Raw genomic sequence first — 13,020 nt, 5'->3', positions numbered from 1 at the left:
GAAATAGTTGATAAAGTTATTTCTGTTGCTCTCGATTTGATGAATCCTCAACATTTAAAAAATTGGTTCACTAATTGTTGTTACTGTACCTCATAACACCGGGAAGTGCTGTAATTTATTTTATCTCGTTGAACAATGACAATTATCAGCATTCAGAACTTTATAAGTATAAGTATTTTTCATCCTGATTTCTCAATCCTGAATGCTGAAAAGAAAAGTTATTCAACTTGACACAAAATCAAGCCAAACCAGCCTTTTTCATCTGTCCAAGTTTTCACAGTATTTAATCCCTTACTTTGTAATTGTTTTTCCATAGTTACTAAATCAAACTTCCGGGAAATCTCTGTTAATATACTTTCTCCCTCTGCAAAATGCACCTTTAAATCCAATATTTGTAAATTAACCCAATGGCTTTTTTGACAATGTAAATACATTTCAATTTGATGATCAACGTGATTATAAATTGCTTCATGTCTAAACAAATTGATATCAAAATTACTTTGAAAACGCCAATTCAAATGAGAAAGCATATTCAAATTAAAAGCAGCAGTCACTTCTTGACTATCATTATAAGCAGCTTCTAGAATATCTTGGGGTTTTTGTAAATCAATACCCAATAAAAAATAATCTCCCGGTTGTAAAGTGCGAGAAACTTGATTTAAGAAAATATCACATTCTTCCGGGTTAAAATTCCCTAAAGAACTTCCCAAGAAAAATAACATCCGTGATTGTAAATAATTCGATTCTAGATGAACTAACGCTTGTTCATAAGTTCCTAATAAACCATGAATAGAGAAATCAGGATACTTTTCTTGTAACTGTAAAACACTAGTTTTTAGAATACCTCCGCTGACATCAATAGGTAGATATCTACAAGAGTTAGCAATCTTTTGATAAGCAGTTAATAAAGCTTGAGTTTTTGTAGAACTACCACTACCTAATTCTATCAACTCACAACAATTTGTAATTTCTGCAATTTCATCAGCATATTGTTGTAAAATCCAGGCTTCTGTACGAGTCGGATAATATTCTGGTAACTCACAAATCTTTTCAAATAATAGAGAACCAGGATCATCATAAAAATATTTGGGGGGTAAATTTTTCGGTTTTTCAGTTAACCCCTTAATGACATCTTTACCATCAATACTTAGCTCTTGATAATGATGATCTAAAACTGTTAAAGGTTGTGTAATCATTTGCTAAATCCTCTCTGTTTACTTTGTGACTCTGGGTGAAAAAAAAGATATTTATTTGATATTTATTTAATCCAGTTATTTAATCCAAACTGGCAGCAATTCTAAAACCGACGTGCTGATAAAAAAACGGACGAAACCAGTTACGATAACAAGGTAAAGCCATTGTACCATTCGTTGCCCAAGAACCACCCAACATCATAAAATGTTTATTATCAAAAAATGGTGCAGATTGATCTGGATAAAGATCATGGGTTTTAAATCCTGGTAAGGGGTAGAATGTACTAGACAACCATTCCCAAACATTACCCCGTAAGTCAGAAATACCAGATTGATTATTTTCTGAAAACATTCCTACAGGAGTTGGGGAAATAAATTGTAAGTTCAGATTGTAGTTATTTGATAACCGATAATCTTCAGATATTTTCAGAGCTTGATTCCATTCTGCTTCTGTCATTAACCGAGTATTCTTACCTTTCCACTGACAATAAGCCATTGCTTCATAATGGTTAACTTCTACAGGCCAATCTAAAGGTAAATCTATTTCATCAAATGTAGCACGATAACGATAGTTATTTTCTTGGGCTATCCAAAACTTAGGATATTCTACATTGTAGAGTTGTTTCCATGTCCAAGATTCAGCATTCCAGTAATTAGAATTGTTGTAACCACCTGCTTGAACAAATTCTAAAAATTCTCCATTTGTAATTAGATATTGACTAGCTAAAAATGGTTTGACTTCAACTTCTAAATTACCATATTCACTATCCCACCCAAAAGTTAAATCATCTTCATTCTTTCCTAATTTGACGACACCACCGGGAATTTCTCGCATTTGATTATCAGGAATTTCTCCATTACTAGGTGCATAATTCCATCTTTGGGGACGTTGTAATTTATCAATTGGTAGTTGACGCAACAGCATGGAAGAGGTTTCCAAATGAATGCGACTATGTTCTATTCCCATTAATAAAGCCCAAATAGGATGTTGTTGATCAATGGGTAAATTTAGGGTAGTGTTGTTAATGATTGCTGTAATTTCTGACCTAGCTTTGTTTCGATATTCCCAGACTTTTTCAACATCAGGCCAGTTAAATCCTTGAATAGCTACCTCTAGTTCTGCTGGTGTTTCTGGATCAACGCCAATTTCAAATAGATTTTCATATTGGGGATTAATCCGATTTTTTAATAAACCGACCTGAATTAATTTATTGATATAAAAAACAGCGGAATGGCCAAGATAGAAAATTAATTTATTTCTTAAAGGATCGGGATTTAGATAAAAGGTTTCTTCCTTAATTACACTTTTCATTAAGGTTTCTTCCATTTCCCAGGAATTTTCAAAATAGTTAAGTAGGATTGTGGAACTACAATTATCGAGTTGGGGAATATGGGCATCTGTCATTTTTTTGGTCTGGTGAATTGTTGGTATGATCTCAATTAATTAAGTTTATCTGAAATTATGTTAACATAATTATCTTCTATTTTATTCTCAATATATAGATAATTTTGTAAAATATGGATATACAACAATTTCCTCAATTGATGATCAACGGTATTGCTGTAGGTAGCATTATTGCCTTAGCAGCCGTCGGACTGACTCTAACCTACGGTATTTTACGGTTATCTAATTTTGCCCATGGTGATTTTCTCACTTTGGGTGCTTATCTAACCCTCATGACCAATAGTACAGGTGTAAATATTTGGCTGTCAATGATTTTAGCAGCCTTGGGAACAGTAGGAGGAATGTTACTAGCAGAAAAATTACTTTGGTCAAAAATGCGGTCTATCCGTGCTACTTCCACAAGTCTGATCATTATCTCCATTGGGCTGGCTTTATTCCTCCGCAACGGCATTATTTTTATCTGGGGAGGTAAAAACCAAAATTATAATCTACCCGTCATATCAGCTTTAGAATTTGGTACATTAAGAGTACCGCAAAATCAATTATTGGTACTGGGATTAGCTATTTTGGCTATTTTATCCCTTCACTACCTACTACAAAATACCAAAGTTGGTAAAGCCATGCGGGCAGTGGCCGACGATTTAGATTTGGCTAGAGTATCGGGTATTAATGTTGATAGAGTAATTCTTTGGACTTGGGTAATTGCTGGTACGTTCACTTCCTTGGGAGGTAGTATGTACGGGCTAATTACAGCCGTGCGTCCAAATATGGGTTGGTTTTTAATCCTACCCCTATTCGCTTCTGTAATTTTGGGTGGAATTGGCAATCCTTACGGAGCGATCGCCGCAGCCTTTATAATTGGTATTGCCCAAGAAGTTAGCACCCCTTGGCTAGGTTCACAGTATAAACAAGGTGTAGCCCTATTAATCATGATTTTGGTGCTGCTCATTCGTCCCAAGGGTTTATTCAAAGGCACGATTTAAGCAGCACCAGCCTACTTCTAACTATTCAATAATGTGGAAGTAGTAAGCTGCTACCAAAAAGTTAACAGCCAAAAGTAATAAAGCCCAACCAGTACGGAAAACGTAGGAAGGTTTAGCAGCGGGTTTGCTTTTAGCGGTCATAAGCGGTTCTCCTAATTTCGTGACTTTTTAAGAAATAGCAAACTCACGCGCCAATTTTGCAAATTCTTTAAAAATATTTTTGTAAGGTTGGTCAGTGGTCAGTGGTCAGTTGACAGTTGACAGTTGACAGTTGACAGTGGTCAGTTGACAGTTGACAGTTGACAGTTGACAGTGGTCAGTTGACAGTTGACAGTTGACAGTTGACAGTTGACAGTTGACAGTTGACAGTTGACAGTTGACAGTGGTCGGTAGGAAAAATCTTCTCCTCTGCACCCCTGTTCCCTGTTCCCTGTTCCCTGTTCCCTGTTCCCTGTAACCTGTTCCCTGTTCCCTGTAACCTGTAACCTGTCCCCTGTAACCTGTCCCCTGTAACCTGTCCCCTGTTCCCTGTTCCCTGTTCCCTGTTCCCTGTTCCCTGTTCCCTTATTCCTCCCCAGCGTGGTAGGAACTGCGAACCAACGGACTCGAACGGACATGATTAAAACCCATATCCTTGGCTATATCACCTAATTCTGTAAATTCCTCCGGTGTCCAATATTTTTGGACCGGGAGATGATCTAAAGAAGGACGCATATATTGACCAATGGTTAAGCGATCGCACTTTACAGAGCGCAAATCCGCCATTGTCTCAATTAATTCATCTATTGTTTCTCCGTGACCCACCATCACACCCGACTTCGTAGGCATCTGATCATTAAATTCTTTAACTGTTGCTAATACAGCCAAGGAGCGGTCATATTTTGCCCCTCGGCGCACGGTTGGGGTTAACCTGCGGACTGTTTCCACATTATGGTTAAAACAAGCTGGTTCAGCTTGAATAATCACCTCTAGGCTGTGACGTTGGCCAGCTAGACCTCCACTACCCCAAAAATCCGATGTTAACACTTCAATCTGAGTTGCTGGGTTCAGGTCGCGGATAGTCTCCATTGTCTTGACAAAATGACCCGCTCCCCCATCAGCTAAATCATCACGGGCTACAGCAGTTAACACCACATACCGCAATCCTAAAAGCTGTACTGATTCTGCTACTTTTTGGGGTTCTTGCTCATCCAAAGCCATGGGGGCATGACCTTTATCTACTTGACAAAAAGCACAAGACCGGGTACAGGTCGGACCCATTAATAAAAAGGTAGCTGTTTTTTGGGCATAGCATTCACCCCGATTTGGACAACGCCCCTCTTCACAAATTGTGTGAATTTGACGCTGCTTAATGATCCGCTGGACGGTAGACATTTCACTAGCTTTGCCCAGAGGACGACGCAACCAGCTAGGCATGGTTATAATTTCCGACTTGATATCAACCTTTTGCTTTTGTGAATAATTCATTTATTTTATCTTGCTACTTAAAACTAAAAACACAATTTATATATATCAGTCATCAGTGGGTTTTGAACTGATTTTTTTGAACAAACCACAGAGTACACAGATTATTATATATAGCAGCAATTAACAAAAAAAATGGGTAATTGGGTCTTGAAGATTAGTTTTATTCCCAATTACCCATTACCAATTACTTACAAATAACCTAAAATTGCTGTGGCTCTTGGTTGGTAATAACACTGACTTGTGTACTGACAGCCTTTGCTGCTTGTAACATAGGAGTGTTAGTAACAGAATTGTTAGCCAAAGTAAACAAGGGATTGGATAAAATTCCAGAGATAGTAGTAGCTATCAAAGTTACTATCAAACCCACTTGTAAAGGTCTAAGCCCTGGTAAATCCCAACGCACCTGGGGGTAGTTTTTAACTACTTCGGACATTTCTTGAGGTTCTTTGACCACCATCATCTTAACTACACGAATGTAGTAATAGATAGAAACCACACTAGTAATTAAACCGAGCAGAACTAACCAGTAAAGACCAGCTTGCCAACCTGCCCAAAATAGGTAAATTTTCCCGAAAAATCCGGCTAATGGGGGAATACCACCCAAAGACAAGAGGGAAATACTCAAACCCAGTGTGAGGAGAGGGTCTTTTTGATACAAACCAGAGTATTCAGCAATTTGGTCTGTTCCCGTGCGGAGAGAGAATAATACCACACAAGTAAAGCCGCACAGGTTCATAAACAGGTATACCAATAGATAGAAAATCATACTGGAATAACCGGCATCAGTTCCCGCAATTAAGCCAATCATCACAAACCCAGCTTGGGCAATAGATGAATAAGCTAACATCCGTTTCATGCTAGTTTGGGCTAGGGCGACAACGTTACCCAATACCATACTTAGGACAGCTAAAGCGGTAAAAACAAATCTCCACTCATCAGCTACAATTGGGAAGACAGTGGTTAATAAGCGGATAGCCAGAGCAAACCCGGCTGCTTTAGAACCGACGGATAAAAAAGCGATTACAGGGGTGGGTGCGCCTTCATAAACGTCTGGTGTCCATTGGTGAAAAGGTGCAGCGGAAATTTTAAAGCCAATACCCGCAATTACGAAAACTAAAGCAATTACTAAACCTAGAGATTGACCAACATTCGCTGTGGCAATACCCTGAGCGATCGCACTTAATTCCGTTTGTCCACCAGATAAACCATACAAGAGGGAGACACCATACAAAAATACTGCTGTACTAGAAGCACCAATTAACAGGTATTTCAACGCTGCTTCATTGGAACGGGAATCACGTTTTGTATAACCTGTCAACAAATAAGAGGAAATACTCAGGGCTTCTAGAGAGATGAAAATCATCACCAACTCATTAGCGCCGGATAAAAACATTCCTCCCAAAGTCGCAGTCATCAAAATAGCGATAAATTCGGCTAAAGCCGTACCACTTTGTTCGACATAGCGAATTGACATTAATATTGTCACCAACGCCGATAGAGCGATGATACCACGAAAGACAATACTCAGGTCATCACCATTAAAACTACCAGTAAAAGCAATGGGGGTAGTTGTATCCCATTGAAAGTATAGAGCGATTATTGCCGCTGTTAAACCGAGCGTAGCTAGATATCCTATCCAGCGAGCAGAGCTACGCCCCAAAATCAAATCAACAATCAAAACCCCCAGAAGGGTAATCATGACGATTCCCTCTGGTAAAATCGTTCCCGCATTTAACTGGGATGCAAAATTAGCAAAATCCATGAGATGTATAGGTTTTAGCGATTAGCTGACACAAGTTTATTCTATCTATAGTTTTTAACTAAAATTGCATTGATCTTTCTATCTTTAACAGTTGATAATTCTTATATTTGATTTTAGCTAACCGGATATTCCTGTAAGCATAGCTTAAAGCACTTTATCTGCCAGCCTTTAAAACTTGTTCAGCTGTCAGTTGGAAATTTGGGAATGTCGGGGAAGTAATGGGTTGATTGCCTCGAATTTGCTGAATTTCATACTCTCCTTTGACTAACGTACAAATGGAAAGGGTAGGTTGTTTCGGTTTCCCAATATGTCGAGTCCCACCTAGACCCGCATAATCCGCAATCCAATATTCAGGAATACCTAGAATTGCGTAGTCTTCGACTTTACGCGCATAATCGTTTTGCCAGTTGCTACTAACTACTTCCATCACAAATTTAATCGAACTGCCCAGCGTGAGGATTGATTGGTCATTCCAAAGTAGTTCTTTCGCAAGTTCATTGCGATCAATAACCATAACATCAGGTCGAAATGCTGTCATACCCAAGTTAGAAGGACGTAGTAATCCTCGCTGAAGGACAAACCAATTTAAACCTATTGCATCAATTTGGGCGCAAATTTTTGTGGTAGTAAAAGCTGAAACTTCTTCATGGTAGCCCGTTGGTTCTAAATCAAACACCTCTCCATCAATCAATTCGTAGCGGTTACTGTCACCATAACGGACGATAAAATCGCCAAAACTTAGTAACTGCTGTTGTCTTGGTATTTCGGTTGCAATGGTCATAGGTCAACTTAGCCCCATCAATATCATCACTCTAGCATTTTCGCTAAATCCATGCACTCCGAATTAAAAAGGCTAACGTAAAGTTCACCTTGATAATAAGAGCAGATGGCGATCGCCCTAAATTTTTCAAAAAAACAGTAACAGTAAGATGTATGATGTTAATTAATTTTGGCAGGAAATATTGTTTGGTGGAAATGTTGGGTTTCCTTTCGTCAACCCAACCTACAAGATCGGCGATTGCACTAAAGTAAACTGGGGATATTTTCGGATTTTTAGTCATCTTTAGATGACTTTTGCTATTAGACAGGGAATTCATTCCCTGGCGGTTTGTGGATTTTGCGTAAGACAGCTATAACAGTTTAAGCAATCAAACTGAAGTTACTACTAGTGAGGGTGATATCAGGATTACCTAAACGGGCAAATTCAAACACTGTTCCCGTACCCAAAATACTGCCATCTTGGTTATAGAATAGACTTCCCGTACCTTGACTAAACACAATACGAGCGTTACTAGCATTGACAAATTCATCACCACCGACAACTTCAAAGTCAGTTAAAGCCTGTCCTGGAAGGTTAGTAATGGCATTAAATGTAGCTTTACTTAATACAATCTGGTCTAGTCCCGCTTCAAATTCACTAATGTAATCAACGCCTAAACTGGTACTAAAAACACTATCGCTTTGAAACAGATATTGATCATTACCAACTCCTCCCGTCAAGATATCATCACCAAGTCCTCCCCAGAGACTATCATTACCGGTGCCACCGTTGAGAATATCATTACCTGCTCCTCCCCAGAGGGTATCATCTCCTCCTAACCCTTGCAGTTGATCATTGCCACTACCGCCATTTAAGGTATTATTTAGAGCATTACCTGTGAGACGGTCATTTCCTGTACCACCTGTGGCATTTTCGATGACGTTATTAGCAGAGAGAATCAGTTTAAGATTACTATTGACCGTTTGTGAAGTTGCAACACCCAAATTCACATTTACAGCAGCAGTCGTCCCCGTCAAGTCAAGATTATCAATACCCCCTGTGGTCGTTTCTGTAATTGTGTCCGTTCCTAAAGCTGTATTTGCTAGGAAACGATAGGTATCATTTCCATTAAGACCGGTCAGAGTATTGTTGGCACTATTACCTTGGATAACGTTATCCCCGGCATTACCTGTACCGTTGATAGCCGCTGTTCCGGTTAAAGTCAAGTTTTCCACACCACTGGGCAGAGTAGTAGTCACAGAAGCGCTGAGGGTATCGGTGATAGTTGTGGTAGCCGTTCTGGCAGCGCCAGGGGTAGCATTGGTGGCGGTAGTCAAGTTGAGAGTAAAGGTCTCATTAGCTTCATTCAGGGAATCATTGAGAATAGGAATATTGATCACTTGACTGGTAACACCAGGGTTAAAGGTGAGAGTTCCGCTGGTGCTGGTATAGTCTGATCCTGCTATGGCTGTACCGTTAGCAGTGGCATATTGAACGGTAATGGCTTGAGTGCTGGCGTTGGAGAGAGTAACGGTATAAGTAACGTTTTGAGGGTTGGTGTTACCTTCAACTATGGTCTTGTTAGCACTGAGGTTAAGATTAGGTAATAAGTCATCATTAGTAATAGTTCCTGTGACGGCTGTGGTTGTACCAATGGTGTAACCTGTTCCTGTTGCTAATGTTAAAGCCACAGTTTCATCACTTTCAAAAATTGTATCTGCTGTGGGGTCTATGGTTAAAGTGGCTGTACTTGCACCCGCAGCAAAGGTAATAGTTTTACCTGTTCCGGGTGTTGCACCTGTATAGTCGGTACTGTTAGCTGTTCCAGTGATGCCATAGTTGACGGTTAAGGCATTGGTTGTACTACCTGTGCGGGTGAAAGTGTAAATTAGATTGGTTGTACCGTCTTCACTAACACTGGTGGGGGATACTGCTAGGGTAATGGAAGAAATCAATCCCGTCTGGTAATGACTTTGAATTTGGGTAGGCGTTAAGGCATAATCATAAATAGCAACTTCGTCAATGAGTCCATCAAACCATTGAGGATCATCTGCATTATGTCTACCAATTCTAAAGTTACTACCATCTAAGGATGGTTGCGTATATGTCTGTGAACCAATAAATTGTCCATTTATATACAATTCAACTTTACCAGATGTAAATATAGAAACTGCATGATACCAAGTATTTGGTTGAACAACAAAAAGTGAATCATAATATCCATTATGGTATTGGATATCTAGGGTATTATCCTTATTCCAATATCCTAAAATAAGAGATTGACCAGATTGAGACCAAGTATCACTATCAACAATAGAATGTTCTCCTGTAGTGACATCTGCTTGAAACCACGCTTCAATTGTTAGCGGTTGTGAGTTAGAATCTAAAGGCGTATCAACGTAATCATCAGTTCCATCAAAATTAGCAGAACTACCACTGTTAATGCCGCTAGTTTTTCCTAACTCAACTGCTCCAAAATAAGTCCCGTTATATCCGTTACCAGAAGAATCATAAACGGTTGTTCCTGAAGTTTCATCTAGTCGCCAATAAGCGAGAGGAACATCTGCTAAAACTGTACTTATATAAGAGCCAACTGGGGCATCATTGTCCATAATTCGGAGAACAGCAGTGCTTTGAGTTCCTAATGTAGCTCCTCCAGTTGGATTTGTTAGAGTTAAATTAACAGTTTCATTACCTTCTAAGAGACTGTCATCAACAATGGGAATGGCAACAGTTTTAGTAATTTCTCCATCAGCAAATGAAATAGTAATCGGGGTGTTATTATAATCAGAAGGTGCTATTGCAGTTCCATTTGTTAGGTTAAGGGTTGCACTGACTGCTCCAATACTTCCCCCAGTACGAGTCACGGTAACAGCAGTTACAGGTGTACCATTTTCATTAACGCTGTAGGTTGCTGCACTAAAGGCTATAGTTCCCGAATTCTGCTCAACAGCAACTACCTGCCCATTTACCGTAATCGTCGCGTGATCATCCTCAGCCTTCAAAGCCTGTAAAGTCTGAGTATCCAGACTGTTACCCTGTACCAAAGCGGCAAAAATCGCCCCTTCATCTCCGGCACTATCACTGAGATTAATTTGAGCATCAATAAAATGCCCAATTTCCTCTAACAAAACTGCACTAATAGCTTCTGCTGTAGAAGTGGTGAGAAAATTAGCTGATAAATAAATCTGATTATTGCTACTGGCATAAGCCCCATTGGCATTGCCAAGAATGCTACTATCTAAAATCTCAATTTGCGGAAGTTGACTAAAATCACCAGATAGCCACTGTAAACGCAGAATTTCCGCACCGCTACGGTTGTATTGTGTCCCAAAAGCCGTATCAAATAAATTCCAGAAGTTGTCTAAATCGACAAAGGTGCTGAGTTGGTTATATGTCAGCGTCAGGGCAGAGTTGAGCAAGGTATTCATGGATTTGATGATTTATTCCTATGGAAATAATGTGACACAAATACTTACAACTGTCAATCTCTATATTCATACTACAAATTATAATCAAGTTGTAAGCTACTATGCACCTCAAGTTTATCATCCTAAAATAGTTAAAATCTTGTGGGGTGGGCATCTTGCCCGCCAGATTTATACAAATTAAATGCAGTACAGCTTAATACTTATTGAAGTAGTCGTGCAAAATAAATTGAACGAACATTTTAAAAATCCCTAAACCAATCAATTTTGGAGGAGCAAACCCCCCAAAGTTGATAGTTCCCGGTAAACTACTATAATCAGTGCTGTTGGTAGCAGATCACCTTTTTGAGTCTAAACTAACACTTGTGCTTTTTCCTCTTCCAGCTTTACCTGAGCCTCTGCTTTCAGAAACTCAGCCACTTGTGCCTCAATTTCGTCGCGCACAATTTGACGATATTCCAAGAAATGCTCAATTTGAGCGCAAACAGATAAATAGCTACTGATACCACCAGGATTATGCTTGTACATACTCCAAAGATTACGCCAGAATTGCCAACGGGTATTACGTAACACACCTTGTCGCCAGCAAATAGTTAATAACGCCCGCAATACCTTCCAATTCAAGGGTTTTTTTGCACCCTTGCCCTTTTTTGGGTAAGTAGCTTCACCTAAAATGCGGTAGTGACGGTAAGCACGATCTAAAAATCGTGATGGTTCGTATAATTCCCAAAATGCTTCTACATATTCACTAGCAATTTCTGCTAAAGGCCTTGTAGGGACAAAATTCATCAACGTAGTTTGATTAATATTTGCAGATTTACTGCGGAGTCGGTTTTCCTTTGCTAATCTATGCCATAATGCAGTATCAGGAAGGGCTTGAAGCATACTAAATAAAGCAGTGGGAATTGATGTCTGCTCTACAAATTTGACAATTCTCGCCCCAGCCCCCGACTTTTCACCATCAAAACCAATAATAAAACCTGCCATAACTCGCAGTCCAGATCGCGTAATCTTATATACTGCTTCACTCAATGAATCCCGCGTATTTTGAAATTTTTGAGTAAAAGCGAGGCTTTCTTCGTCAGGAGTTTCAATACCCAAGAACACAGACCCGAAATTACACCTGACCATGGCATCCATCAGTTCTTGATCTTGGGCTAAATCCACGGAAGCCTCTGTCGCAAAGGAGAAAGGATACTCATGTGCAACCATCCAAGGTTGTAGTTCTTTTAAGAATAATTTAACGTTGCGTTTATTACCAATAAAGTTATCATCTACCATGAAAATACTGCGTCGCCAACCCAATTCATAAAGATAATCAAGTTCGGCGAGGAGTTGCGCTGGTGACTTGGTGCGAGGTTTGCGACCATAGAGAACAATAATATCACAAAATTCACACTGGAAGGGACAACCACGGGAAAATTGTACTGACATTTCCGCATAAGCATCAAATTCTAGCAAATCAAAGCGCGGAATGGGAGTGTTTGTGACATCTGGTTTTTCACCACCTGAGCGGAATATGCCCGAAGATTCACCACGGCTAATTGCATCTATAAATAATGGTAAGGTAATTTCTCCTTCATCCAAAATTAAATAATCTGCACCCACATCTGTGACTTCTTGGGGTAAAGCTGTTGGATAGGGTCCACCCACCGCTACACGCTTACCGCGCCCTTTTGCTTCTTGAATCTGTGCCAGTAAATCCTCTTTTTGGACAATCATTGCTGATAAAATCACTAAATCAGCCCAAGCCCATTCTGCTGCTGTAATTTGGCGAATATTCCGGTCTACTAGCTTAAAATTCCACTCTTGGGGTAAAATGGCGGCCACTGTCACCAAACCCAAAGGTGGTAACATGGCTTTGCGGTCTAGTAAAGCTAGTGTTTTTTCAAAAGACCAAAAACTTTTCGGAAACAGTGGATATATTAGTAAAACATTCATGATATTAATTGTCAACCCTGAATTTTGCTTGTAGTTTGATTTTAAACAAAGACTGAAGATAGGAAATATTGTTCACAAGAA

Annotated in this window: 9 protein-coding genes; 1 reads left to right on the top strand and 8 read right to left on the bottom strand. The window is 39.5% G+C overall.

All coding sequences use genetic code 11. The features are described from left to right. Positions 1–218: 218 nt before the first annotated feature. Positions 219–1,196, bottom strand: coding sequence for an L-histidine N(alpha)-methyltransferase (gene egtD, locus H6F39_RS07160; RefSeq protein WP_190371094.1), 978 nt, complete (start codon positions 1,194–1,196; stop codon positions 219–221). 79 nt (positions 1,197–1,275) lie between these two features. Then, entirely contained in the window at positions 1,276–2,598 is a 1,323-nt protein-coding gene (ovoA, locus tag H6F39_RS07155; protein WP_190396451.1) for a 5-histidylcysteine sulfoxide synthase, read from the bottom strand. Between the two features lie 113 nt (positions 2,599–2,711). Here ovoA and H6F39_RS07150 point away from each other — a divergent pair, with 113 nt between their 5' ends. Beyond that, positions 2,712–3,581 (top strand): branched-chain amino acid ABC transporter permease, encoded by an 870-nt coding sequence (locus H6F39_RS07150; RefSeq protein ID WP_137906523.1) that lies wholly within the window; start codon positions 2,712–2,714, stop codon positions 3,579–3,581. Between the two features lie 21 nt (positions 3,582–3,602). On the opposite strand, the gene psaX is transcribed toward H6F39_RS07150, so the two are convergent. From psaX to H6F39_RS07120, 6 genes are all read right to left on the bottom strand, one after another. Beyond that, complete coding sequence (psaX, locus tag H6F39_RS07145) at positions 3,603–3,722, bottom strand: photosystem I protein PsaX (protein WP_137906524.1); 120 nt, start codon at positions 3,720–3,722, stop codon at positions 3,603–3,605. Between the two features lie 423 nt (positions 3,723–4,145). Next, entirely contained in the window at positions 4,146–5,048 is a 903-nt protein-coding gene (gene lipA / locus H6F39_RS07140) for a lipoyl synthase (protein ID WP_190371096.1), read from the bottom strand. Between the two features lie 199 nt (positions 5,049–5,247). Continuing rightward, positions 5,248–6,810, bottom strand: coding sequence for an NAD(P)H-quinone oxidoreductase subunit N (locus H6F39_RS07135; protein WP_190371097.1), 1,563 nt, complete (start codon positions 6,808–6,810; stop codon positions 5,248–5,250). A gap of 154 nt (positions 6,811–6,964) precedes the next feature. Further along, positions 6,965–7,591 (bottom strand): Uma2 family endonuclease, encoded by a 627-nt coding sequence (locus tag H6F39_RS07130; RefSeq protein ID WP_190371098.1) that lies wholly within the window; start codon positions 7,589–7,591, stop codon positions 6,965–6,967. 359 nt (positions 7,592–7,950) lie between these two features. Beyond that, positions 7,951–11,001, bottom strand: a complete 3,051-nt coding sequence (locus tag H6F39_RS21040) for a Calx-beta domain-containing protein (protein ID WP_190396450.1) — start codon at positions 10,999–11,001, stop codon at positions 7,951–7,953. A 348-nt stretch (positions 11,002–11,349) separates the two neighbouring features. Next, entirely contained in the window at positions 11,350–12,939 is a 1,590-nt protein-coding gene (locus H6F39_RS07120; protein ID WP_137908823.1) for a B12-binding domain-containing radical SAM protein, read from the bottom strand. Positions 12,940–13,020: the final 81 nt, after the last annotated feature.

This window comes from Dolichospermum sp. FACHB-1250 (assembly GCF_014696335.1).
In the GTDB taxonomy this organism is placed as follows: Bacteria; Cyanobacteriota; Cyanobacteriia; order Cyanobacteriales; family Nostocaceae; genus Dolichospermum; species Dolichospermum planctonicum.
Note: the sequence above shows the minus strand (reverse complement) of the source record. Positions and strands in the feature narration are given on the sequence as shown.